Annotated in this window: 27 protein-coding genes; 11 read left to right on the top strand and 16 right to left on the bottom strand. The window is 39.6% G+C overall.

Annotation, left to right across the window (positions count from 1 at the left end; translation table 11 throughout):
* The first annotated feature begins 157 nt into the window (after positions 1-157).
* From ACFSQJ_RS03870 to ACFSQJ_RS03855, 4 genes are all read left to right on the top strand, one after another.
* Positions 158-532 (top strand): DUF7793 family protein, encoded by a 375-nt coding sequence (locus ACFSQJ_RS03870; protein WP_377765713.1) that lies wholly within the window; start codon positions 158-160, stop codon positions 530-532.
* A gap of 52 nt (positions 533-584) precedes the next feature.
* Positions 585-1568: a helix-turn-helix domain-containing protein gene (locus ACFSQJ_RS03865; protein WP_377765711.1), complete on the top strand. Its 984-nt coding sequence runs from the start codon at positions 585-587 to the stop codon at positions 1566-1568.
* A gap of 96 nt (positions 1569-1664) precedes the next feature.
* Positions 1665-2105: a MauE/DoxX family redox-associated membrane protein gene (locus tag ACFSQJ_RS03860; RefSeq protein ID WP_377765710.1), complete on the top strand. Its 441-nt coding sequence runs from the start codon at positions 1665-1667 to the stop codon at positions 2103-2105.
* A 60-nt stretch (positions 2106-2165) separates the two neighbouring features.
* Positions 2166-2408, top strand: coding sequence for a DUF6520 family protein (locus ACFSQJ_RS03855; protein ID WP_377765708.1), 243 nt, complete (start codon positions 2166-2168; stop codon positions 2406-2408).
* 156 nt (positions 2409-2564) lie between these two features.
* Here ACFSQJ_RS03855 and ACFSQJ_RS03850 read toward each other — a convergent pair whose 3' ends face one another.
* The 3 genes from ACFSQJ_RS03850 to ACFSQJ_RS03840 all read right to left on the bottom strand — a co-directional run bounded on the left by ACFSQJ_RS03850 (position 2565) and on the right by ACFSQJ_RS03840 (position 9469).
* Positions 2565-4883 carry a zinc-dependent metalloprotease gene (locus tag ACFSQJ_RS03850; protein ID WP_377765706.1) on the bottom strand — a complete coding sequence of 773 codons (2319 nt, stop codon included), beginning with the start codon at positions 4881-4883 and terminating at the stop codon, positions 2565-2567.
* An 80-nt stretch (positions 4884-4963) separates the two neighbouring features.
* A complete protein-coding gene (locus ACFSQJ_RS03845) occupies positions 4964-6397 on the bottom strand; it encodes a RagB/SusD family nutrient uptake outer membrane protein (RefSeq protein ID WP_377765704.1) in 1434 nt (477 codons plus the stop codon).
* A gap of 15 nt (positions 6398-6412) precedes the next feature.
* A complete protein-coding gene (locus ACFSQJ_RS03840; RefSeq protein WP_377765702.1) occupies positions 6413-9469 on the bottom strand; it encodes a SusC/RagA family TonB-linked outer membrane protein in 3057 nt (1018 codons plus the stop codon).
* Positions 9470-10239: 770 nt separating this feature from the next.
* Between ACFSQJ_RS03840 and ACFSQJ_RS03835 the strand changes: the two genes are divergently transcribed.
* From ACFSQJ_RS03835 to ACFSQJ_RS03810, 6 genes are all read left to right on the top strand, one after another.
* Positions 10240-10494: a helix-turn-helix domain-containing protein gene (locus ACFSQJ_RS03835; RefSeq protein WP_377765700.1), complete on the top strand. Its 255-nt coding sequence runs from the start codon at positions 10240-10242 to the stop codon at positions 10492-10494.
* A gap of 353 nt (positions 10495-10847) precedes the next feature.
* Positions 10848-11279, top strand: a complete 432-nt coding sequence (locus ACFSQJ_RS03830; RefSeq protein ID WP_377765698.1) for a hypothetical protein — start codon at positions 10848-10850, stop codon at positions 11277-11279.
* Positions 11280-11325: 46 nt separating this feature from the next.
* Complete coding sequence (locus ACFSQJ_RS03825; RefSeq protein WP_377765696.1) at positions 11326-11634, top strand: hypothetical protein; 309 nt, start codon at positions 11326-11328, stop codon at positions 11632-11634.
* A 554-nt stretch (positions 11635-12188) separates the two neighbouring features.
* On the top strand, positions 12189-12677 hold the full coding sequence (locus ACFSQJ_RS03820) for a hypothetical protein (protein WP_377765694.1): 489 nt from the start codon (positions 12189-12191) through the stop codon (positions 12675-12677).
* A 217-nt stretch (positions 12678-12894) separates the two neighbouring features.
* Positions 12895-13347, top strand: a complete 453-nt coding sequence (locus ACFSQJ_RS03815) for a LuxR C-terminal-related transcriptional regulator (protein ID WP_377765692.1) — start codon at positions 12895-12897, stop codon at positions 13345-13347.
* Between the two features lie 544 nt (positions 13348-13891).
* A complete protein-coding gene (locus ACFSQJ_RS03810) occupies positions 13892-14377 on the top strand; it encodes a hypothetical protein (protein WP_377765690.1) in 486 nt (161 codons plus the stop codon).
* Between the two features lie 194 nt (positions 14378-14571).
* Here ACFSQJ_RS03810 and ACFSQJ_RS03805 read toward each other — a convergent pair whose 3' ends face one another.
* Positions 14572-15558, bottom strand: coding sequence for a hypothetical protein (locus ACFSQJ_RS03805; protein ID WP_377765688.1), 987 nt, complete (start codon positions 15556-15558; stop codon positions 14572-14574).
* 27 nt (positions 15559-15585) lie between these two features.
* Here ACFSQJ_RS03805 and ACFSQJ_RS03800 point away from each other — a divergent pair, with 27 nt between their 5' ends.
* Entirely contained in the window at positions 15586-15828 is a 243-nt protein-coding gene (locus tag ACFSQJ_RS03800) for a hypothetical protein (RefSeq protein WP_377765686.1), read from the top strand.
* A 106-nt stretch (positions 15829-15934) separates the two neighbouring features.
* Here the strand turns inward: ACFSQJ_RS03800 and ACFSQJ_RS03795 are convergent, their stop codons facing one another.
* The 12 genes from ACFSQJ_RS03795 to ACFSQJ_RS03740 are packed head-to-tail and all read right to left on the bottom strand — an operon-like array spanning position 15935 to position 25046.
* Entirely contained in the window at positions 15935-16135 is a 201-nt protein-coding gene (locus ACFSQJ_RS03795; protein WP_377765685.1) for a hypothetical protein, read from the bottom strand.
* A 57-nt stretch (positions 16136-16192) separates the two neighbouring features.
* Positions 16193-18079, bottom strand: coding sequence for a leucine-rich repeat domain-containing protein (locus ACFSQJ_RS03790; RefSeq protein WP_377765683.1), 1887 nt, complete (start codon positions 18077-18079; stop codon positions 16193-16195).
* Between the two features lie 46 nt (positions 18080-18125).
* Positions 18126-18653: an STM3941 family protein gene (locus tag ACFSQJ_RS03785; RefSeq protein WP_377765681.1), complete on the bottom strand. Its 528-nt coding sequence runs from the start codon at positions 18651-18653 to the stop codon at positions 18126-18128.
* Between the two features lie 27 nt (positions 18654-18680).
* Positions 18681-19460, bottom strand: a complete 780-nt coding sequence (locus ACFSQJ_RS03780) for a DUF4348 domain-containing protein (protein ID WP_377765679.1) — start codon at positions 19458-19460, stop codon at positions 18681-18683.
* A complete protein-coding gene (locus ACFSQJ_RS03775; protein WP_377765677.1) occupies positions 19457-19729 on the bottom strand; it encodes a hypothetical protein in 273 nt (90 codons plus the stop codon). The genes ACFSQJ_RS03780 and ACFSQJ_RS03775 overlap by 4 nt, the downstream gene beginning before the upstream one ends.
* 26 nt (positions 19730-19755) lie before the next feature.
* On the bottom strand, positions 19756-20214 hold the full coding sequence (locus ACFSQJ_RS03770; RefSeq protein ID WP_377765675.1) for a DUF7079 family protein: 459 nt from the start codon (positions 20212-20214) through the stop codon (positions 19756-19758).
* An 11-nt stretch (positions 20215-20225) separates the two neighbouring features.
* A complete protein-coding gene (locus ACFSQJ_RS03765) occupies positions 20226-21191 on the bottom strand; it encodes a hypothetical protein (RefSeq protein ID WP_377765673.1) in 966 nt (321 codons plus the stop codon).
* Between the two features lie 8 nt (positions 21192-21199).
* A complete protein-coding gene (locus ACFSQJ_RS03760; RefSeq protein ID WP_377765671.1) occupies positions 21200-22135 on the bottom strand; it encodes a sugar kinase in 936 nt (311 codons plus the stop codon).
* The gene (locus tag ACFSQJ_RS03755) at positions 22135-23154 is read right to left on the bottom strand and encodes an SPFH domain-containing protein (protein WP_377765669.1); all 1020 of its coding nucleotides are present in this window, start codon (positions 23152-23154) and stop codon (positions 22135-22137) included. Before ACFSQJ_RS03755 ends, ACFSQJ_RS03760 begins: the two co-directional genes overlap by 1 nt.
* Positions 23155-23200: 46 nt before the next feature.
* Positions 23201-23794: a hypothetical protein gene (locus ACFSQJ_RS03750; RefSeq protein ID WP_377765667.1), complete on the bottom strand. Its 594-nt coding sequence runs from the start codon at positions 23792-23794 to the stop codon at positions 23201-23203.
* A 40-nt stretch (positions 23795-23834) separates the two neighbouring features.
* On the bottom strand, positions 23835-24767 hold the full coding sequence (locus tag ACFSQJ_RS03745; protein WP_377765666.1) for a hypothetical protein: 933 nt from the start codon (positions 24765-24767) through the stop codon (positions 23835-23837).
* On the bottom strand, positions 24768-25046 hold the full coding sequence (locus ACFSQJ_RS03740; RefSeq protein WP_377765664.1) for a DUF3303 domain-containing protein: 279 nt from the start codon (positions 25044-25046) through the stop codon (positions 24768-24770).
* Between the last annotated feature and the right edge of the window lie 19 nt (positions 25047-25065).

The raw sequence follows: 25065 nt of genomic DNA, 5'->3' as shown, positions 1-25065 counted from the left end.
AATAGTTTTTTAGTGCATTCTAAAATCCTTTAGAGTAAAATTATAATCCTTTATGATTAAGATTTATTTCCCTTTGAATCAATAAACATCAAAACTTTAGTCAATTTAACAGTTTATGATTTATTAACTTTAAGGTATTAACCAGTTTTCTATTTTAATGACTTCCTTTAAAGAAAATGAATATGCCACATACCATATTCAAGAAAGTATTTTGCATATCGTTTACAAATCAAAGGTGACCATAGATTTACCTGCAGCAGTGCGAATTGTGCAAGATCGCCTAAGGTTACAAGAAGGGCTCTCCTATAAAGTCTTGTGCGATATACGGGGTATTTATGAAGTGGATAAACCGGCAAGGGACTATCTCGCCATTGAAGGGTCGACTATGGTTACCAAGGTAGCCTATCTCATTGAGCCAACAATTTCAAAAGCTATATCTGAATTTTATTTGCGAATCACTAACCCGCCTATACCTTCAAAAGTTTTCTTTAGTGCAGAGGATGCCAGACTATTCCTTCTTGAAAATGAATAGATGAAATTGTTGGCTGGGGTCAGTGAAACTTTATAGAGGGGTGACAAAAACTATGGAAAAATTGCAAAAAATAACGCTGGACCGAATCAACAAAATGTTGATGGAAATGGCCAGCGGTAATTTTTTCTACAGGTTGGAACGTTCCAACGAAAATGATAGCCTAGAGTCCATGACCCTTGTTTTGAACATGTTGGCCGAAGAGGTTCAGGAAATCCTAATACATCAGGGATATGCCAATACGAACGGTATTGCAAAGTATTTGATACAGCTCAATTTTCTGTTGGATTTGCAGGGGGTCATTAAAGGGGTCAATAAGAATACATCGTTGACATTGTCCTATTTAAAAGAAGACTTAATAGGTCAACCTTTCGATACATTCCTCGATATGAAATCTAAAAAGGTATGGGTCAAGTTTTTTAAGAAAGCGGCCTCGAAAGGGCTTTGTGAAACTTCGTTGAACCTCACCTTTGTTTCTAAGGAAGGACTTTTACTGCCTCATACATGTCATGTCGGTTGTTGCGAGGGGAAAGGCGGTGATACTTGTGGGTTTTGGATTACCGTTGTGCTTTTTTCAAACGACCGCTCCGAGCGGGACGAGCTTCAAAAGAAGGATGTCATATCCAGCAAAGAAAAGAAAACAGCGATTGAGGCCGGAGGTTTGAAGACGACAAAGAATCGTCCAAAACTGAGTTTCGAGGATATCCGAAAAATAAGGGAGGGAAGAAATCTTATCCTCAATAACCTTGAGAAAGATCTGCCTTCACTGCGAGAATTCGCATTGCAATTGGGCACCAATGAATTTAAACTTAAATATGGTTTTAAAGAGCTGTTCGGAACAAGTGTATACCGTTTTTTGCTACGGGAAAGATTACGGAAAGCAAAGATGTTGATTGAGTTTACCGATTTTACCATAAAGACCATTGCTTATAAAACAGGATTTAAAAGTATACCACATTTTTCAAGGGTGTATAAGAAAACCTATGGTTATGCACCCAGTGAACTAAGAAAAATCTCTAGAAAAGAACGCGATAAATGAATTGCCCTGGTCAATTCCTGTTGGATATCAAACAATCCTTCACAAGTAAATAGCGACCGCTATTTTTATCATATCAGCACAAATGATATGATTCAAATGCAAAAGTTAAAGCAAGTAACCCCTTATGGTATAAGCATGCTATTTGGTGCGCTGTTTTTGTATGCGGCTACCATCAAGCTGTTAAACTATCGCGAATTTAGTTCCCAATTGACAGAGCCCACCGTTTTAAGGAACTATTCAGCAATCATGGCTTCTGTGGTACTCGTTTGCGAACTTGTAGTTTCGTTCTTATTGTTCGCAAAAAAGTTTAGGCTTCAAGGGCTATGGGGTGGTTTTGGCCTAATAAGCATTTACACGATTTATCTTTTATCCATCTTGAATTTTAGTGATGTTGTCCCTTGTTCTTGCCTGGGAGTGTTTTCCGGTTTGGGATGGAACAATCACATCTTTTTCAATGCGGTCTTACTGGCAGTTGCATTAGTAGGAATCTATTGTTCCAAAAGACACGGTATCAACCTAAAACAGAATACTGCGTAGTAACAGGGTAAGCCGAAAACCTGTAAAAAAGAGTAGGTATTAATATTTAAATGTTATCGTATGAAAACTAAGTTGATTAAATTTATGTTGCCAGCTTTCGCCATTGTATTGGCCTTTAGCTTTGCTTTTGCTTCGGAAGGAGAAACGGCTAGTCAAATAGCCTATTACAACCATCCGATTCTAGGAGTGCAGTCCACCATGGTAGGAAGTGAATGTGGACAGGGCGGTCAGATTGCATGTCAGTTCAACGGGTATCAATTGTACGCCGAACCTGCATTATCTACTGAATTGCGTAAAAACTGATGCTAAACCCTTTTGGTCGTCAAAATGAAAAGGTGCCTTGGAACAAGGCACCTTTTTAACTAATTCAAATTAACAAAATCGCCATGTCCGGTCATCGCACGAATTCCAACACATGGTTTCTTTTCAAAGCCTTCCTTGAAAAGCTTGGTGAAATGGTTATAACATCTCGTTTATTTTTTTTAGGCAAAGCTTCCAGTGACCTTTGGAAAAAACGTTTTCCTCTCTTTCCATGGTGTTTTCAACAGCTTCCTTTAGGATTATTAGTTGGCCCATCAATATGCCCTTTGAATAATCGGTATAGTCCATGGCCTTACTGTTGGAATCAATGTTCATTCGTTCCTGTTCCAATATAGATTTCATTTTATCTAAATAGGTCATTTGGATTTCCTGCTTTCTTCGGTCAATAGGTTCCGTACCAATCTTTAGCTCCTTAAATATTCCGGACTGTAGTGTTGTTAGATAGTTCTTAAGTAAACGGTCATAACCCTCAAGGGTTTCCATATATTCTAGACGTTTCATCCTTTGGGGTCGTAATAGCTCGAACAATAGTTGTTGTTGGAAAGCCAATATTTTATCTGGATGACTGCTATAATTAATTCGAAGGCTAAAGTCTGGTCTGGTCAACCATTTGGGAGGATTGAACGTTTGTTCAATTAAAAATTCAAGGGCTTCTTCTTGGGTCCCCAAACCCAAGGGGGTATAAATGTTGCCAGGTTGGTTCAAGGATTTGTAGTGGATATGATAGCCCCCGATTAATGAGGTGACGTGGCGCATATGCTTATACCATAGTTCCAAGGTTTTGTGATATAGTCGCTCCAATCTAACATTGTCGTTTTGTTCATGGCATGCTTGAGGTAGGAGTTCAATAACCCGCTTCACATTCTTCAATGCCAATTGGGTACTCTTCACAGGGTCATTCGTCTCAACGACCTCATTGGTTTCGGCGGGACCGATAACCTCATACTGACCATTATTGTAACGGTACCATGGAACGGAATCCTGCAATCGAACAAGGTGCTCCAATGCAGCTTCCTCGTCCGTTCCTTCTGAAAATTCCGTGTAACCCCATTGGATATTGTAGATATCGGTTGGCCCTACTTTTTGAATTAATAACGAAGGCGGTATGCTATCCTCTGGTTGTGGGATGTTATTGGGCCTGGTATAGTTCATAATGCTTGGGGTATATCCCATGGTTTCCAACCAGTTGATATCGTTCATCTTTTCAACGGGATAGCTGAATTCCCCAAAGTTGCTGTCCATGATTCCAAAAGCATGTCCCGTTTCGTGTGCGGCTAGGCATTGGTACATCCTTCCTAACAACGCATCCGGTAAGGGAAATTTTTGTGCCCTTTTATCCAAAGGGGCCAATCTGGTAAAGTACCTATCCTCATAATTTTGACGTGATGCCTCTAAAATGATATCACACCTTAATATCTCCCCGGTTCTGTAGTCTTTTATATCCGATGGTTTCCCTCCATATTCCTCCTTTTCGCTGCCTCTAAAATATTTTTCCTGCGACCAATACACGATATTGTTGTTAATGCTGTTCCTTTCCCAATCGCTAAGACTATCCATCTCCCGAACCAAGATGGCATCCTTGAATCCCGCAGCCTCAAATGCTGGAAGCCACTCCTCTATGCCTGCCTTGATATAAGGCCTCCACTTTTTGGGAATTTCCGGAGCCATCAGAAACGTTATGGGTTTTATCGGCACACTTAATTTTTGGTCGCTGTATTTCTTTTCAAGGCGCCAACGGGAAATATTGGCAATATCGTTTTTGGTGCCATCGTTATCAATCCCAAAATCGATACCGAACACCTCTTCGTTCCAAAACCCCATGCGATAATCGTAGCGTCTTGCTTTCATGGGTTTCCCTAAGGCACAGAATCCGAAATAAATGGGGAAGGAGATTTTAGATCCGTCCCTAATGACACCACGCCGGGTTTTGATGATGACCTCGCGGTCAAAGTCCTTGGAGCCAAGAAGCAAGGAAATCTGGGGAATGGGACTACCTGTAAAACCAGAGGGCCATTGGGGCCATTCGATATCCATTCCCAATACAAGCTTCGTGATATTTATGCAATGGCCACTTTGGTTTTCATTTTTGTTTTCCAGCGGAAATACGGCCAGAATGTTGTCCAGTAAAGGAAGTTTTCTTTTAAAGGGTATGATTATTCCTGATGTGGATCGAACGCTCTGAGACTTTAAGATCAGGTTGTTCCTATGCCGTGACCAGACCACCTGCATATATTTGCGCATATACTTTTCTTCGTAACGAACGAAGAGCATGGGCTTTTCAAGCAGGTGTTCGGGAACCTGTAAATAAAGTTGGTCCCCTTCAATGAAAGTGGTTAAAAAAGTCTTGCTGTCAATCGATTCCAAGGTTTTGGCGTCTCCCTTGGTTAGCATAACACCTTTGGACGGGTACGCCAAGGCATACAGAAAGAAAAAGCAACTTATAATGACGTTCTTCATGATGTTGAATTTATTTTGAAGCGAGAAGGGGAAGTAATATGCTCCTGATTTTGCAAAATGTTGGTGCCATGCAGAATCCATTAATATCCGGGGTTCTGCGGTAAGAGATTGGGGTTGGTCTCAAGTTCTGTTTCAGGAATGGGAAGCAGTACATTTGTTGGCTTCCAGTTCATCTTTAAATCCCCTAGTGCTTCTACTGCTGTAGCCGTTCTTTTGAGGTCAAACCAACGTAATCCTTGCTCGGTAAAAAGTTCGACACGCCGCTCTTGAAGTATGGCGTTCACGAGTTCATCTGCGGTGGCAAAGGAAGTGTCAGGCAATCCCGCCCTATTTCTGATGATATTCAAGTCTTGTAAACCCCCAGGAATATCACCTGTTCGTGCCCTGGCTTCCGCACGTATCAAGTATTGTTCCGCCAAGCGGAATAGAATGGAGTATTCCAAAGATTCCGTTTCATTCAGGGTAGCCTTGTATTTATGGGCAAACCTTAGGGTAACGGTGTTGTCCGTATCAGAAATGGTATCGGTCCATTGGGTCTTACGTAGGTCACCTTCTTCAAAGGCCGACGATAGGTTATCGGTCAAACTGTAGGTCTGTCCTGGAATGAACCTGATGACCAATTGGTTCGCTATTTGTGTATTCTTTGGGTTCTCCCCGTCCCTCAGTTGCCATATGGTTTCCGAGGATTCTTTTAGGAAGACATTGCCGAGGTTCGCTTCCAATATAAAAGTATTGATGAGTTCAGACGCTAAGAATGTGGCCTCTTCCCAATTTCCTGTCCATAGATACATTCTTGACAATAAGGCCTTGGCGGCCCATTCGTCGGGAAGCACCCGTTCTGCGGAATTCTGTCCAGTTCCCTCAAGCAGGTCTACCGCCGTAATAAGGTCTGATATGATAGTATTTACAACAGTTGTCTCTGGGTCGCGCACCACAACGTTATTTTCTAAATAATCGGTTGTGGTGATGTAGGGCACATCGCCATATAACATGACCAAAAGGCTGTGCATATAGCAACGAACAAACAATGCCTGTCCTTTGAACAGGTCTTTTTCCGCTGCGGTCAGGTCAGTTGAATTCTCGATGCCTTTTATGATATCGTTGGCACTATAGATGATGTTGTAGGCCTGGCCCCACCACCCAGTGATAACATCATTGCCTGGCAAAACGTTATGGAGGTATAATTGTGAGTATCCGGCATCGAACCCATAGTAGTCCAATTCGTCGCTATAGATGCCCAAACCTGTGGTCACCCCAAAATTTCCAGAAACCATACCTTGTTCCCGCATTTTAAAATAGATACTGGCCAAGGCAGATTCAACCGTCGCTGGATCGTCAAATACAGTTTCTGACACCAAAAAATTCTTTGGTGGTCCTACGTCTACAAAGTCGGAACAACTGAAAAGCCCAAGTGTTAAAAACAGAAAAGTAATATTGGGGGAGTTGAATATACGTTCAAACCAATTTTTGGTACGTGGTGGGTTGCCGATGGTGTTTTTTGTTCTGTATGTCATTTTTCAAGATTTTGGTTAAAAGCCTAATTGAATTCCGAGAGTAATCTGTCGTAACTGGGGTAATGTGGTGTTTGAGGGTTGTTCTGGGTCAGGACCCCTGTAGTTGGTAAAGGTCAAGAGGTTTTGCCCTTGTACGTATACGTTGAGGTCGAGCCCAATTTTAAGGTCAGGTACTTTATAATTGATTGAAATATCACGCAATCGTATAAATGAGGCATCGGAGACGGCAGCATTGCTGCTTTCTTGAAATGAACCCGTATCCTCCTCGAATGCCAAGCCCCCAGAGGCTCTTTGTATCGGGCTTTCGTCTCCGGGCTGTTGCCATCTATCCAAAAGCAACGTACTGGAGTTGCCTCGAAACCCCGGAGTGGCACCAAATCTCAATTCATTGAATGCCAGTTGTTTTTTAAACTGTAGAAAGAAATTTAAAGTTAAGTTCCGGTAACTGATGCTATTGCCCAGACCTCCAAACAATCGGGGTCCAAAATCTTCTACCCATTGCCTATCCTCTAAACTGCTGATGGTTCCATCCCCATTGTAATCCTCAAACTCATAAATGCCCGTTTCTTCGTTTACGCCCAGGGCATTGTAAAGTCTCACAATGGTTAAGGGCTCACCTATAATGAAGCGATTGGCAAAGGTGGAGGATTCCAATCCATCGAAAGCAACAAGTCTGTTTCGGGGAACCGTTAGATTTAAAGTTGTTGACCAAGTGAAGTTCTTTGCTTTGAAATTTACGGTACGAATGTCCACTTCAAATCCCGAATTTTCCACAGTGGCATCAAAATTTCCCGTCAGTTCGGGAAAACCCGTCGTAGCTGCCAATGGGATTCCGATCAATTGGTTCGATGAGCGATTCCTGTACCATGAGGTATTGATCAAGAGGCGGTCCTTAAAGAAACCGAGTTCCAGAGCGGCTTCCAGTTTTTTATTGGCCTCCCAGCCAAAGAGGGGATTGAAAATACCCGTTGGTTCCAGAATTATAGTACCGTTATAGTCGAACCCGGTAATGTTGTACGTATCTAAAAACCTATAATCTCCAATGTTGTCGCTTCCGGTGGCGCCAAAACTACCCCGTAATTTCCCATAGCTTAATATGGAGCTTCCTTTAAGGCCATTTTCCTCCGAGAATAACCATGCCAGACCTATGGCACCAAAATTTCCGAACTGTTTTCCCGGTCCGAATCGGGAAGATCCATCCCTGCGCCCGGTTAGGTTAAGGATATATTTATCCCAGAATTTTAGGTTCAAGCGTCCAAATAGGGCATTGTACTTATACTCGCTGTCGGAATCCTGCAGCACCTCTAAAGTGTTGGCAGCCGTCAAATTCTGTAAAAGTTCATCATTGGGAAAGCCCGTACCCCTTTGTATGAACTGTTCCGTGTTCTCTTCTTGAAAGGTCGTTCCGATCAAGAAGTCCATCTTCATCCAGTTCCATTGGTTCTTCCAATGCAGCTGTGGTTCCACGATCCATGAGTTCCTTTTGGAGCCATTGGTAGTCAGTGAGGCATAGTTTTGAGGGGTTAACCCCAGACTGGGGTTTCTTGCCGAACTGGGTAGGGTTCGATAAGAATCCAACCGATAACTGTTAAAGCCCAAGCTGGTTTTAATTTCTAGGTTGGGTCTGATTTTATAGGATACCAGTGCATTTGTAATCAGCGTATTGGTCGTCACCCCAAATTGTTCTTCCAGTGAGGCCAACGGATTGTCCCATGTATTGTTTTCCCAATTGATATTCCCTTCATCATCCAATAGTTCGGGAGCATTGGGTTCTAGCGTATAGGCCCTATTCGTAAAGTCCGTTCTTGGAAGCATATTTCTTTCATTGGTGAGGCTGGTGGAAAGATTCAATTTGAAACGTTTGTCGGTAGAGCTGTGGTTCAGGTTGCTGTGAAGGGTAGCTTTTTTGTAGTTAGCGTCCCCAAGAAATACTGTGGTTTCTTTATTGTACGCTCCACTGACCAAAAACTGCGTGTTTGAACCACCTCCCGAAACCGAGACCTGAGCATTGTTTCTGTAAGCTGTTCCGCCAATAAGCTTTTTTTGCCAATCTGTTTGGCGGTCATTATCCCATGATTTAACATCTGGCCAAACAAAATCGAATGAGGGATCCTCTAAAAACTCACCGAAACCATCATTTTCGATTCCTTCCCGGCGTATTTCCAAATACTGTTCGGTGTTGAGCAGCTCTATGAAATTGGATACACTCCCCAAAGAAGTACTGAAATGGGCGTCAAACCGTGTTTTTCCGGTTTTCCCCTTTTTGGTGGTGATAAGCACAACGCCGTTTGCCGCCCTAGAACCATAAATTGCTGTGGCATCAGCGTCTTTTAACACCTCGATGCTTTCAATATCATTCGGATTTAGGGCATTTAAAGGGCTGATGTTTCCCCCAAGTATTTGCCCCGAAACGTTCGATGAGCCCAGGCTTTGTGAGCTGAATGGAACGCCATCAACAATGTAAAAGGGATCTGAGGCCCCATCAATAAAATTCCGGCCCCGTATTTCAACATCGAAACCACCACCGGGAACACCCGTGTTCTGGACGATGTCAACGCCGGATAAACGCCCCTGCATGGCTGATAATGGATTGCTCACCGGTTGTTTTTCCATGGTCTTTGCCTTGATGGTAGCAATATTACCGGTACGTTCTTTCTCGGTGACCGTGTAATAGCCAGCGTTCAGTATCACCTCGTCCAACTGGGTGATTGCCTCCTGTAGCGTCACATTTATCACCTGTTTGCCGTTGATGGCAATTGTAAGGGTTTCAAAACCAATTGCTGAAAAGAGAAGTTCACCATCGGGTTCAGCAGCAATACTGTATGTGCCATCCATGGTTGAAATTGTGCCATCATCAGTCTGACCCACCAAGATGGTCACCCCACCAAGGGGCAGGCCGTTGACATCGGTAATCGTTCCCGAAATGGTACTCTGCTGCGCTTCCCCATATCCGACGTTGGGTGGTGTGTTGGTAGCTCGGCCCTCCACTTTATGGCAAAATAATGGGGAGAGCAGTGCGTACCCGATAAGCATAAGGGTAAGGGGATTGTTTAAAGTTGGATGTTTCTTCATAATTCAATGTGTTTCGTTAGTTATTGGTTTTATAGCCCGGTATTACCAAAAAGAGGTATGGCGGTCTATGTTTTCCGCTGTGTACCCTTTTCAAGTCAAAAGGCATAACAGGCCCTGTTCTTTTTATGCAAGGGTTATCCGTTCCAAGTCATTGCGCGCTTGGATCTGGAAAAATTAAAATTGTGATGGCTATAATGCCCTGTATGGCCGGTTACCATGAAGTACGCTATCGTCGGCTATGGGAAAAGGAGTGTCGTCAACCGGAGATTAATGTCGTAGAAAATACCCATAACTACAATCAAGGATCAAATCGGACCTTTTGGCTTCTTTTTAAAGAGGACATCGAATACCGTTGCCTCATTCCTGTATCGAAATGTTAGCAGCGGTATCGTACCTGATATTAAAAGCACTGTGTATTTAGTTGCCATTTTAACCTTTAATGGTTTGGCGAAATACGTACAAATCAATTTCAAAAAGCGCTAAGAAAAGTTGGGCGTGAAACTCAACTTACCCACTAGAGGTACTGGTATACCGTGCAGAGATAAGAGAGCTCACGCCCGGGTCGTGAGCCAATCTACTTATCATCTCTCTGCAAAAATTACCAGTTTTCTAGTAGAGACTCTAAGCGATGACTTCAAATATGTTCTATACGAAGAATCGCAAAAATATTAAATCGGATACTAATATAATGAAATATCATAATGCGGTAAAATATTACCGCATTTTTTTATGCTAAAAAAAGCATATTCCAAAATTGAAATCATTTTAGGATGAAAGAAAGATTGAAAAGAGAAATTTTGGTATTATTTGGTAAAAGACTTAAGGAACTTCGCAAGCAAAGAAATCTTAGCCTAAGAATGTTGGAGAAGGAATGTGAAATTGACAACAGTTATATCAGCAAAATCGAGCACGGTAAAACAAATATTAGCTTTCATACAATTATCGAGTTGGCAGGGGCATTAAAACTACATCCAAAAGAATTGTTTGACTTTGAGTTTGAATGGAAGCATGACGATTTGGGTTAACATATATCTTTAAAGTTCATTATGGTTGTTCATTTTATTTCATTTTCCCTTTTCTTTATTGCCTTCAAAGTTTAATGGCGTATACCTTTAGATGTGACAAGTGAAAGGTTTATGCCCTTCTTTGTGCAACGTTTAAAATTTAAGACTACCTTTAGTATTAATAGCCATAATAATTGGTCATGTGCGCATTGCCGCCACGCTCTTTAAATCCAAATCATTAGAAGGCGAATACAACGAAAAGGTTACTCTGCGGTATAGGACAATCAGATATTCAAGAAACCACTATTACATTAACCAAATATCCCTTTGAACCTTCAGTGGCTTATCCGCAAAAAGTATTTTCCGCTATTGAAATGGAATCAATTTGTATTGAATTTGGAGTGTGCAAAATTCATGTTGCCGGTGATATAGTTTTTGTATCCTCAGAAAAGAAAGAGGAATTAAGGGATTTTTCAATAAGAAATACCATCACCTTATCAAAACATAGTTGGAACTGGGATTGGATTTTGGAACCGTATCTAGATACAGAGTTTACTGCTGCAAATGAAAAAATGGTCGAACAAAGACTCGTCGAAAACGGATTTAAAATAGCGGAAATAGAAAACATCAGAAATGAAGTTGGCAAGCAGATGCTTAAGTACAATTTTAACACCATGCTATGGGATTGGTCTAGTTTAGGACTGGCAGATGTGTTATCAGCTATGAGGGCCAAGTATAACAGAGAACGGTTCAGGGCATTTTACATGAGAGCCTTGGAAATAGAGCTGCGAGCACCTGGCAGCTAACCCTGTAACAAAAATAAAATGAAGAAAATTCAACTTTTAATTTTCAATGACCTGTAAGCACCTGAACAGACTGGAAAAAGACCTTATTCGTAAAAAGGTTAAAGTCCGTTTTCGGGGTCAGGCTTGGGGTCGTGATTGCAGGGAGTGGGTCTATTTTGACTGTTTTTTTTCAGATTTAGAGGAAACCATACGACGTTTTGATATGGATGGTGAAATCATTAAGATACACACGCACCTCGGTACTCATGATGGTCAAGAGCATGGTTTGGTTTGTAGCAAGTGTAATGATGGTATTATGGGGTATCACCCCAATTCTACAAAGCAGAAGGGCGATACCGCAATTACCTACACCTAGATATAAAGGCATATAGGTATCGTTATACCACCTCTTACTCCAAAGTTTTTTTAAGGTATGGTATACCGGACAATGTGACACAATCAATACAATCTTGATTTCTGCACTATTGAATTATCAGCAGGCATATGTATGAACCGATATTTAGTCAAAATATCAAAAAGGTAAAAAATGATTCGCTTGTTTAGGGGTTAAAGCATAAAACAAGTGATTTGTCACCAACACAAAATGATAAAATCAACCTTTTATCAACCCTAAATTACTTGCTCACCTTGATATTTACATTGAAATTGTATCAAAACAGTATTCAACATTTAAATAAATATCCAATAGTCTCCGCTATGATATAACCTACCTAATTTCTTACGCAATGAAAATGATTATGCATAGTATTCCGTTAATATAGTATTAGGGTTTCCCTCAAAAGGAGTATTTTTTTATTGGGATGTGATGGACTTCATTTACCCAAAAAGAAGCCAGGCAAAAACAAAACGAACTTTCTTAAACTGCAGTCAAACAACCATAATAAGGTCAACATCATGAAACGAACAACTATGAAATATTCAACTATTGCCCTATTAATTATTTCGCTTCTAATCACTGGTTTCAAATCAAAAGAAAACGCAGATATTAAAGACCAAGAACCTAAAGTTGTTACTATTAGTATTGAAATAGATGCAGGTACTTCAAAAATATGGGATATAATTACCAACAAGGATTACGCAAAAATATTGGGTAATATATTTGTTAAAAATGGATTTGTTCAATCTGAATGGCAACTCAATTCAAAAGTGGATTTCATCTACGAGCCTGATTACATCGTATATTCAGGCACGATCACCAAACTCATAGAAGAAGAATTGATTCAAATTGATTACAGCATCAATGGATTGGAATACGTAGAAAAATTTTCAATTGAAAACGACGATTCCAGTACTAAACTTTCAATTGTCATCAGTCCTTATGGTAACGATTTTAACCAACAAAAAGTTATGTGGCAAAATTGGCTATTAAAAGTCAAGGAATTAAGTGAACAACAATGAAAATAGTATAAGCTTGAAACATACACAGCATTGAATAGTTTGTAAAGCGAATTTTTTCTTGATTAACAACAGAATAACTTCGGTCAATAAAAAGATGTTTCATGAACTGCTAGGTCTGCGTACACAAAAGATGCTACCCATTTCGTCTGGCTCGTTATCATTCGTTAACTTACTGATTAAAAATAAATACGTTAAATAATAAGAGCCGCTTTCAACTATGAAATTTGAAAGGATACTATTAAAATATAAAAAGTATTTTCTTGTACTCGCTATTGTGTTGACTTCTGTAGCAATTTCAATAAGATCACATGATGGCAAAGTGGATTTAATCCTAAGGGATTATCCAATCATTATATTTTTAATGATGATAATCAGTATATTCTTATTCGTCCTCTATGCTGAAGTTAATAAAAGGAGCATTGGGAATCTTTCACTTCAAATTAAGGAGCGGTCAAAAGACAAAGGTGAAGACTTTAATCAATTACTTTTCGAGTTGACCGGCAGACAAAAGGAAGTTTATGATTTGATAATTGCAGGTAAAACGAATAAGGAAATAATGTCTGAACTTTTCATAGAACAGAGTACTTTAAAAACACACATCAATCAAATCTATAGAAAGTTGGATATTAAAAACAGGAAAGAGCTAAAATCAAAATTAAACCACCAATAAGCGAGCACGAAACTATAAATCAACCTTTTCTCAACCTTGAATTACTTGTCTTGGTGACTTGCTTTTTGGAAATTGCAACACTGAATTTTTAATAAAAACCATATTATTATGAAAAGCAAGTTGTTGTATCTCACTATGTTTTTACTAATTGTTTGTCTCCCATTTCGTGGAAGTGAGAATAAAGTTCGTTGGCTATGGGAGGATTTGCCATGGATACCTGTGGTATTGATATTGATTTCTTTGATTTGTTTAGGGACCTATATTTTCAAGATAGAGAGAATCAATAAAAAAAATCTTCTTTCATAAGCGAAGATATTTCCCTTCTTATGTTTTGATATGGATGGTGAAATCACTAAAACACACATGCACCTTTGCGCTCATGATGACCAGCATGTCCTGATTCTTTCTAAATATTAAAGGACTTTAGGGATATCATCCCCATACATTAAAAGAAAATATAGATGAGGCCTTATAATATGAATAGTACTAAACATGCTGCTTTTTATGGTACTTCTAATGTTCGAAACCAATATAGAAAACAGCTGTGACCAATAAAGAATTAGCAATAGCCTCAGTCAATACAGTACGGGGTCAATTTCATTTGTTGGTTAACGGCTTAAAGGAAGAACACTTATCGAAACCTTCCAAGTTCACCAAAAGAACGATACGCGGTGTTTTGGCACATATTATAATCGCAACGGACAGGGCATACCCCATGTTGCTTGAAAAAGCAAAAAAATCGAAACCTATGCCGTTGTTTTTTGGAACTGCATTGGGACACTACTTTTCTTACAGGTATTCCGAATATGCAGGCAGTAGGATACGTTTTGGTGAGATGATCGGCACTTACGAAAAGGCACATGAAAAGTTAGTTCAATTGATTGTTAAAATAGAGGATGATGAATGGCAACTTACAACGAAACTGCCTAAACCAAGCAACCGTTCGTTGACCATATTAGAGCTATTTACCTATCAGGTCCCCCATCACTTTAAAGTGCACCGCGATGAAATCACCAAGACAATTTCTTAAAAGGCATGAAGGGTCTGGAAATTTAATGCCACTTAACATTATGCAAAATGGTAGTTTTTAAGAAGGGAATAATATTAAATTCAACCGATGCATTGATAAGGAAGATAACTGTATATAGTTTTTAGAGTAAAGCGCATCGATGTTGGGCGAGGCTTGTCAATTTTACTTGAAAACAGCCTTTAACAATAGTAAAGCTAAAGCATCGTTACATTCCCCCCATTTATCAATATTTTTGGACGGATGGTATAATCTGGCATTACGATACATTCAATCTGCCCTCGATTTCTAACTATGGCATTGAGTTTTTCAATAGAATCCCGTAGTGACCAAGTCATTTTAAAACCAAAAACGATACTTATGGTAATTCCTTCATTATCCGTCCATTCACCAAGATAGTGCACAATGAAAGGTTTGTTACCGCTTGATTGCCTTTTTCTTGCTTTTTTAACCAAGCGAACCTTTATACTGTCACCAGGTTGTAGACCACAGCTCTTAATTTTTCTGTTATCCTGTTTCTTGAAAGAACGGATTTTACGTTGCAATGCCAGATGCCCAATTGCTAAACCTACTATATGAACAATAGGAAGGACTAGAAATGGCATCTTGAATATTTCATAAGAGATACTGGCGCCATCGGTTGAGCTGGCATGTTGTGCTAGAATTTCATACATGCCTAGACAGCCGAAAACCAAAGCGGGATATTGGAAAATCACCAACATCAACTGTGACTTCAAATTATGAGCCAATACGCGTTCTGCATGTTCTGGTTGGGATCCATAACGCAGCATATGACGACAGGTATATAAGATATCAATTGAGGTTGTGAAGTTGAAATCATATTCCCCAACACGTTTTTTCACTTTAAAACGTTTTTTTTCAGGGTCTTGAAGGTCATAGTAATAATCCGTATCCCTAAAGAAACCTGAGCCTATCCAAACATATTCAACAGGTCGTCCATAAATGATTTGGGAAATTAACATCAACCATTTGCTTATCAGCGGTACAAACGCAAAAAGTCCGAAAGAAAAGAAGATAATAGCCGCATGTCCACCACCATTTTGCCACCACCATTGTAAGACTTCGACGGCACTTGCACATGACCCGTAACTAAGTATAAAGTCCGCAAAGTATAGTATCCCAAAAAGAGCGATTATTAGGATGATGGTAGCAAAGGTTTTCATATTTTAATAGTTTAATAATCGAGAAGATTGAATAAAAACAAAACTGTTATCAAAGTCGGTTTTATTGCCATAATCATAGGATTGGCACTCTATACCTACATGGCATATTTTACCGGTTCATACGAGGGATATGGTGGGGGAGGAATGAGTGGCCTTCCTGCTGCGGTTATCATTATTATCTCTTTTATCTTTATGGGACTTGGAATTATGATGTCCCTCTCGGCTTTGCTTTGGCGTTTTTTGAAAAAAGCAAAGGATGCCAAAAACTGATTTTTAAAAAATGGTAAGCAGTGGAACCGTTGAAAAATGGAAAGCATGGTGTAGGTTTAAAAGTGATTGCGTGTGGATGTTTTATCTGAATGATTCGCCGTTTCGTTTATGAGTTGTCCAAAAAGGCCATTACTATTCTAACGGTGATTAGTGACCCTATGATAATTAGCAGAGCCAAAATATAAGCTCTGGTAAGAGTTCGCTTTTTTGTGTCGTTTGAACTACTGGATTTTCTTCGTGACTTCTTCTTGTTTCCCAATAGAAAGTCTTCAAACACCAGTAAGAATTCCATAATCGCATCAATCATTTTAGAAATTTTAATTCTTGTACCACCCCTCTTTACTTATATATTCAGTCGATTGTTTTAAAAAGTAATACGACACTCTTTTGGAGCGTTCTTTTTTATGATTTTTTTATCTTCTTTTGAAATAGAATTCTGGGTCAAAATGAGGTCTTTTAATTCTTTCAATTCGGACAAAACATTCGGGAAATGACGAAGTTCGTTGTTGTGCAACATCAGTCTTTTTAGAGCCTTCAACTGTCGTAATTTGTCCGGCATCACCCTAATTTGATTATCATACAGGTCCAGTTCTTCCAGCTTGGCCAGTTTAAACAAGGCATCAGGGAGTTCGCTGAGTTCATTCTTCTCTAAATACAAATGGGTCAATTGGCCGAGTTTCCCAACTTCAGAAGGCAATGTTTTTATGGTATTATTTTTCAAGTTCAATACGCGAAGATTTTTGAGGGAATACAGGGCTTTTGGCGATTCTTTGATACGGTTCATGTTCAAGTCCAAAACTTCAAGATGCTTAAGTTGGTCAATCCAAGGAGGTATTACTTTAACGTTATTACAGAATACATCCAAATGCTGAAGTTGGGGCATTTCAGATAAAAATTCCGGTAATTTTTTAAAATTATTATAGCAAATCTTTAGTGTTTTTAGTCGCTTTAGATTTTTGATCTCTTGAGGTAGGTCACGCAGATTATTTGAAGAAAGGTCCAGTATTTCCAATTGTTCCAGCATCCCGATTCGTCTGGAAAGTAATTTTAGATTTTTACGGCTTAGGTCGAGCTGTTTTAGGTTTTTAAAATAGGGCAGTTCCAGCCCTGCCACCAAACATTGAAAGGGGTAGTTCCTTATCCTAGAAGAAAACTTGGTCTGTTCATCTTCTGATAGCTTTGCAATCAGGCGAAATGCTTTGTTCAATTGTGACTCATTTTCGGTATCCAGCAATTTGTAGATGTCCTCTGATGTATCGCTCCGGCCGACCTTTATGATATTGATTTTTACAGATTTTTTACTCTCGTTAATATCCAACAATTGTTGGACCGTCTTGGTTTCCATATCCAAGACCTGTATTTGGTTGTTATCCTTGTATAGGATACACTTGGAACCGGATATGGAAAAACCCATCAATTTTCTTCCTGTCCAAACCGAAACCTTTTCACCGGTATCTAGGTTCCATTGCTCAAGTTTATCATCACAATACGTAAAAATCCGTGTTCTTTCAATATCAGTTTGTATGCTTGCGTTTTTCTTAGGAAGTGTGTAAGTGCCCAATTGTTTCGCAGTTCTTAGGTCAAAGACATGTAATTCGTTAAGGTTCAGCACCACCAAATTGTCGTTACAAACCGATACCTTCGGGTACTCCAGTCCTTCAATAGCATAGCGCTTTACTTCATGGTGTATGGTATCAGTAATGGTATACAGGTTAAAATCCTTGCTTCCATCCAAAGTTTCAACAACAGTTTTCTTACCGTCATATTCCCAAATGTCGCTGGTGAAGTATTCAACGGGTGATTCCCTTATCATATCATCTACGAGCAGTTCATCTTCATAGTATTTTAGGCCTTTAAAACCTGGATTCCAGCCCATGTACTCTTCTAACTCCTCGGCAGGATAGCCTAGTAATTCGTTAAGATTGATGGTGCCGGCACCACCGTGGTTTCCCGAAAAAATGGGATGGTTGTCATCGACCCAACCTAAAACCTGGGTATTTAGGGTAACCCCTCCCAATTGCCGAATTTCATTTTTTTCCAGATCCCAAATCGTGGCTTGTGCCCCAAGGTTACTTAGCACCAATCTTTTTCTGTTTGGTGATAAAGAGGTGGCAAATACCTCAATTCCGATTTCTTTCTGGAAATGGTGCAGGGCAGTACACTCTTCAAGGTCTACTAAAAAACGATGGTTTTCGTAATGAACCAGAACCCAATGGCTGGTTATGAATAATACGGATTTTAACTGCTTCATTTTAAAGGTCTATTTCTTGCCGACGCATGCACTTTTAACCAATAACCTATGGGGTATAGCTGTTTAGTAATTCGGCTTTCCGTTCTGTATCCGCATTGGACATTTTCAGTATCAGGTCGGTCAGCTTTTCTTCATCTATATGTTTAATTTGACCCAAATAGATATTCATTTCCTGAGCACCGATGGCCTCGTTCAATTTCACGGCACTTCTATAGAGCATCCCTTTGGTTTGTGATGGTTTGAATCGTTTGTCAATAATGAGGCAAATGTACTTTTGACCAGTAATCGTAGTGAAATAGGCATCTTGAATCAACTCCCAAACAATGTAATTTCTACTGGCACTTCTTGCATAAATCCCAATTTCATTGATAATTAAATTGGGTCTGTTGTCCAATAGGTTTATGATTCCCATGATGAAACTAAAACCGAAAATGACCACGGATCCCCAGCCCAGCATCGGTTTTTTTGAAATGAAGTAAATCCCGACTATGATAAACGGTACGCACGATAGCATGAGTAAGATTGCCTTTTTCTTCGAATTGTAAAAGCGTATTTCTGGTATATCGTGTTTCATTTTTTTATGGTAAAAGTTAAGGTTCGTCTATGTGGAATAGTCCTCTATCTGTATTAACTTCCATTGCTTATCTATATATCTGAAGGTGTATTTTAGGTGCACACCATTGGCAACACCCCTAAACAAAAGCACTCGGTAGTCTGATTCTATATTTTGATTTAGCGTTACCAGTTCTCTTAATGATTTGTTCAAGTTGATATATTTCCAAGTGTCAAGAAGGAAGGTGTCCTTAAGGGTTTCGTATTCATTTTGGTAATCCAGATGAAAATAAGGAAGGGGGAATCTGATATGATGTCTTTGAAAAACCGAGTCCAAAGAGAAGGTATTTATAAAGGAAAAAAACGCATAGTCATCGTTTTCCGATAGGTGCGTTCTGAAGGTCTTATCCAGGTACCAAGTTTCAGATTTCGGATAAAAAGTCAGATTTTCGATGGTTAAGGTTTCAAAGCAGATAATCGATACGTTTATGGGATTAATACCAAAGTCCCTTTCAAAATAATTCAGGGTATCAGATTGTATTAGGGAGTGAAACACTTTTTCTTTTGAAAAAGACATAGGACTCCAATGCTCCTTTGTCGTGATGGTTTTTTGGTCTACTTGTGCAGGGAAACGTACCTGCTCTTTTTGGAAAGTGCTGTCAGACATGAAATGGATAAAAAAATCCATAAAATTCCCTTTTCCTTTTTGGGAACTAATGGAAGAAACTGCATTGGATGCTCCACCAGGGGTTTGAACCTGTGTCTTTTTCGGTTTCGGTTGACAGCTAAGAATAAAAAGGGCCAGTAGGGCTATTCCTGTTTTTTTCATTGTTTTTTTAGTTTAGACCAATCGTTGATTACAATTAGGAGGAATACTAAAAAGAAAACCCCTGCGATAGGAAAGGTGATAAACAAATACCACGGCATACTCATCCAATAACAATTACCCTCATGACAGGGTTTACCAGTATTCAGCTCGGTGATATACGCACCAATCAGCCCAATTAAGATTGGGCTTAGGGCAAACAGTCCAATAATCAATAGACCAACGGGAATTCTCCATAGGTGCTTTTTATGTTTGATCAGTAGGGCCTTCATATACGGTGTGTTTGTTTGTTCTTAATTCAGTTCAATTGGTCTCCGAAATCGAACGGGGCATTTCTTTTCTTTAATTCTGCCAGGCTTTTCAAAATATCTTCATGGCCGTTGTTCAGTAGTTCGCGGTAGGCTAAATCAAGTAGTTCCCAATGTTCTTTTAGGTAGCCCTTGAACAAAGCATAATTGATATTGCTTCGTATTTTTTGAATGGTATTCCTTCTTTTCAAATAGCTTTTAATGTTGTCTATCAAGACCCTTTCCTTAAAGCAACCCCATTCACCCGCGATGTTCGTTAAGTTGTGATAGAGTACCGGGAAAACTTCGTTTTTGTTGATTGCTTTTATTTCTGTGACGGTATAGGGGCTTAAAAGAACATAATAAGCGATATCCAGGTAGTCACTTTTTTGAAGTTCCGTATCCAGATAAAATAAGGATAGTGCTATCCATATGGGTTTTCGCTTGGCGATGTCTATTGTACCCTTCATTCTTTAAGCTTTCAACCCGGATCTTCGCTCCGGTATTCTAGTTTTACAATTAGGTTTTGCTCATTGAAATAAATCTTTATGTAGTCGGATTCCCCGCCGCCCATGATATAAAAAATGTGAAGTTCCATTTGGCGTCCGTCCGTAATTTCATATCGGTTCCAATCTTTGACGAGCTGTTTGAGATTGAATTGATATACATAACTACTGTGTCCCTTTCTTTCACAATTGCCCCAGCCATAGCCATCATTATTCAATGTAATTTCAATATCCGAATCAATTTGGTGAGCTGTCAAATCACCTAAACGTCCCATGGTCATCCCTTCACAACGGTCGTCTTTATAATATTTTAAGGTCCATGAGTCACCGAAATAGCTACTTAATTCGGATCCTTTACGCAATCGATTAAGAAATTTCTCTGCGGGTTTTCGAAAAGGGTTGTCTTTTTTAGCGGATTGTTTTGGTAAATTGACTTCAAAAATTTCCTTGTTGTCCCTTGCAAAGACCAATAACTCCTCGGCGAGTTCAATTTTTTTGTTCAATTGCTTTTTCCCTTTTTCGGTCAAGCTCCACATCATGTTTTCACCATCGATTTCCTTTTGTGCTTCTGAAATAAACTCGTACAAGAAAGTTGTGCCTTTTGCAGGCAATCCCTTTAGCAGCTCAAGCCTACCGATTGAAAATTTTACCTCATAAGATGATACTTCAGAACGCTCAACATGAAGTGCTTTTTCATATTTTTCAGTGGCATCGATATAATGTTTGTTCTTCTCAAGTTTTAAACCCCGATACCACAAGTCATAAAATAGGCTATCACCTTCGTATCCATTGTTCAAACTTGCTTCATATTGACTTTTCACCGTTTTAAAGTCAAATGAAAATGCCTTTTTAAAAATAGTGGTGCTCGGGTCAACCTGTGCTGTTCCGATATATGCAAGCACAAAGAGCAAAGGGACTGTAATCAAAATGTTTTTTCTCATCCTATCGTTCAATTCGTTGTATTTCTATTGAGTACCAAAACTGCCTTTTCCTTTGCAAGTCCTATTTCTGCAGTAGCACCACTATTAAAGTCCAAAAAATCCGTTTCGATACCATCACTAAAAATGATACCGTTCGAGGGCATCAATGATTCTATAAAAAGCTTGGTGGAATTTTGGATTTCCCCCACTGTGATTCCTATTTTGGTACGTACACTTTTAAAAGGTTCTCTAACGGCAAAGAGTAACTGGTTGCTTTTGACCGCAGGTTTTCTCCTCTCCAAATCCTCATGGAGCATATGGGTTAAGCCATAGGCCATATTGAACAGCGAACTCAGCCAACCCGTGGCCCCCGCCGCGGTAGAAATAATAATCCCGCTGGAAGACTGTTCCTCCTTGTAGTTTTTAAAGGAAATCATATACCGTGCTGAGGTATGGGATGATGGCCCAACAAATAAATCATTGAAGGCCAATAGCCGTTGCCCATCATTTAATTTGGCTTCGGCGAACTGTAAAGTGTTCGCATAATGGTTATCCTCAAATACTGAAAAAACACCATCAATGAAATCGTGCGAATCAAAGGGCAATAATACCCCATCATATCGCTTTTTATCGGGGTTTATGGCTATCATGGGCAAACCTTTGGAATATTTGGCCGTATTGGCCACAAGTCCATCCTGGCCTACTACTACAATGATATTGTTATCTGAAAAAATATAGGACGGTAAAAATTCCCGTTCCACGATTTTGCACTTGATGACCTTTGAAAGATTGGTCTGTACACTATCCAGAACACGGTGAAACGTATCATGCTCCAGCTCATAATCCCTAAAATCCCCACCAAGGCGTTCGATGTAGAACTTTGCCTGAGCCTTTGTGTTGAAGCGTGTCACCAAGCTTTCAAGACGGGTTTTGTTTTTAACGATTATGGCGTATTCGGCGTCCATTATTGGGTGTCTTTTGATTCCGTTAACAGGGAATTCAACAATTCTGGACTGATGTTTAAATTGCCGATTTTTTCCGCATTATCAGCCAGTTCCCTAAAGGCAAGGGCCATGTTCATTTTTGGGTCCGCATTAGTATGAAGCGCAGTCAGTAATTTCCAATCCAAGTTTCGATATGGTTTTAAGGTAGCCTCTAAAACATAACCTTGGGTTTCGGCTTCGGTTCTATCATTTGTTGTTTTTAAGGCGATAAATTCTTCACGCTGTTTTTCTACCGCTATATCCGCACCTAGGGTCATTTCCCTTAACTTTTTATCGTTTTCGGCTTTCAAGACATCCGATTCCATTTTCTTTTGGACTATCTGTTTGTTCTTTTCTTCTACGGCTATTTCGGTGTTCAGTTCAGATTCTTTAATGATACGTTCTTGCTCTACGGCGAAATTTCGTCGCTCATAGATGGCCTGATCCGCTTCTTGTTGCAGTTTTTCCCTGGTTTCCGTTTCCAGTGCTTTCCGCATATCGGGCGTGGGTCGCACTCCTGAAACGTTGACACCGGTAATTTGAATTCCTATTTTACCAAGGGCTTCTGACGATTGTAACCCTGATGTTATAGTGGTTTCAATATCTTTCGCCGCATGAATAGCGATTTTCATATCAGTGTTCAGTATAAAGGCCGATACTGATGACCGGGCCATATTGATGATGCGTTGGTTCAGTTTTTCCAGGTCATTTTTTTTGTGCTTACCTTCTTTGTCCACCGTAAAATCAAATATATCTGCCAGCTTTTTTGGGTCTTCAATGTGATAACTCACTTCGCCTTGTATGGAAACAGTCTGATAGTCCTTCGTGGTTTCGGGGAAAATAAAGGGGAGGTCATTGCTTCCCATCGGTATGGCCACAATAGAACTTTTAGGTTCATAATAAAAGAAGGAGAGGCCTCTGCCTTCTTTTTTGACTTTTCCGTTTTTGTAGTGTAAAACGTAGGTCATCGCATCAAATTTGATATGTTTTATTCCAAGCATAATTTTGTTTTTTCTGAAAGGGTATGTTTTATAAGTCTTGAATTTTTTATGAACTACAATCGGTCGTTACCCGATCAATTAGGGTCAAATACCATCTTTTATCCAGTCGCGTTAGATAAAAAATAAACTCACCTTCAGTACGGTCACATACCACTATTCTATGACTGTTTTTTTCCAGCTTCTCGAAGGATTTAATTTCTTTTTCAGAAATGTTGGCATCCATATAGGTATTTAGGTTTTTCGCTGTTTTGGATAGTAGGTGACTCGTTTTAGTGGTGTCACAATACATTCCGGTTTTTGTCCATTCAAAAGTTTCACAATCATAGGATGGCAGCGGTTCAAAGGATACTCTATAGTCGGTGGAGAAATCGTAATATGGAAAATAGTCTGGAACCGGAGTTTCAAAATCCAGGATTGCAGTCTTCTGGTATTGGTCAAATATTCCGAACCTAAACACTATGATGACGCCTTGTTTTTTGGATACAAAGCCATTTACCGTAGCTTGATCTTTTTCCTTGAATGCAGTGACCAATTTTACAATGGCACTTTCAAAATCACTAGGTGGTAACTGCGCAGAACAGGCCAGGAGCGATAACCCCATTAAAAGTGATAGATGGTATTTGATTTTTTGTTTTTTCATTTCCGGTCACATCATATAGTCTAATTTGGTACTGAAGGAACTAGTCATACATATTGATCATCCTGAAAATTTTCAAAGACCCATTGGGTTCCCTTTTCCAAAGCTTAATATTCTTGCTTGTACTGATGCCAGAGCTCCAATCATCCCTCCAATTTTCAATGGTAGAGCTGTATTCAAGCGCATAGCCGTCCAATTCAATTATTCCATCCGTCCGCACATCCAATTTTTCAAACAGCGGTTCTTCTTCACTTAATTCGATTAAATGGTTTTCAATGGCCTTGCGTCCTTTCGCAATAGGATGAAAGCCCCCTATGAGCATCGCATCATTTGAATAGAACAGAGACCATCGCTTGGTGTCCCCTTCCATAATGACCTTCTCCATGAGACAGTTTAATGCCTCAATCTCAAAGCTGATATTGTCGTTGACTAAAATGTGAGGTTCTAGCGCCATTCGCACGGAAGGCACATCCTTGAATCTCAGTTTATCACCAAATTCGACCCAATTATCATAGCTCCATGCCTCGGTAATAAGCTCATAGGTGCCCTTTGAAGTGAGTTCCCAAACGTTTTGGTATTTTCCCGTTAAAAGATATTCTCCTTCAATATCAGAAATATTCATTTGGAACCTTCCGAGCTCCACCACTCTTGATTCCAAATCCAAGATTTCAATGTTTTCCCTTCCATAGCTGTCTATTTCGAACCTTTCAAAAAACGCCACATAATACATGGCGGATGGGATTAAACCCAAAACGGTTTCTTGGAACTCAGGCATCAACCGCACGTTCTCTCCATATCGGTCCTGCACAAGTCTAAAGTTCTCGTTCCTGTACATGGCCTCATAATCTTTGCGAAACGTATCCAAGAAAGCCACCACTTCTTTACTTGGTGCAGTATCTTTTTGGGAATAACCGAGATGTCCAAGACATATGGAAAGTATTAAGTAAACAGCTTTTTTGTTGATTTTTAATTTCAATTATTGTAGTTGTGGGTTCAGTGCTTTTTCTTTGGCTTGTTCATTTGAAATAACCGGTATTACTTCAAACTCACAAAATTCCTTCCAATGGTTCATCCATTCTTTGAGTTGCTCGTAGGTTTCGCTTTCCATAATAGTATAACAGGTACTCATTCCTTCGTCCACCCAACTATCAACATAGGTTACGCCTTCTGGAAGTTGTCGACCTACGATTTCCATTCGTTGATACAGTTTTTTGATTTTATAGCGATAATATCGTTCGATGATCATGTATGTCATAGTTTAACTTTGGTTTTAT

The sequence above is a fragment of the Croceitalea marina genome, assembly GCF_042684265.1.
Taxonomy (GTDB): Bacteria; Bacteroidota; Bacteroidia; order Flavobacteriales; family Flavobacteriaceae; genus Croceitalea; species Croceitalea marina.
The sequence above is the reverse complement of the archived record's forward strand: the minus strand, read 5'-3'. Positions and strand labels throughout refer to the sequence as shown.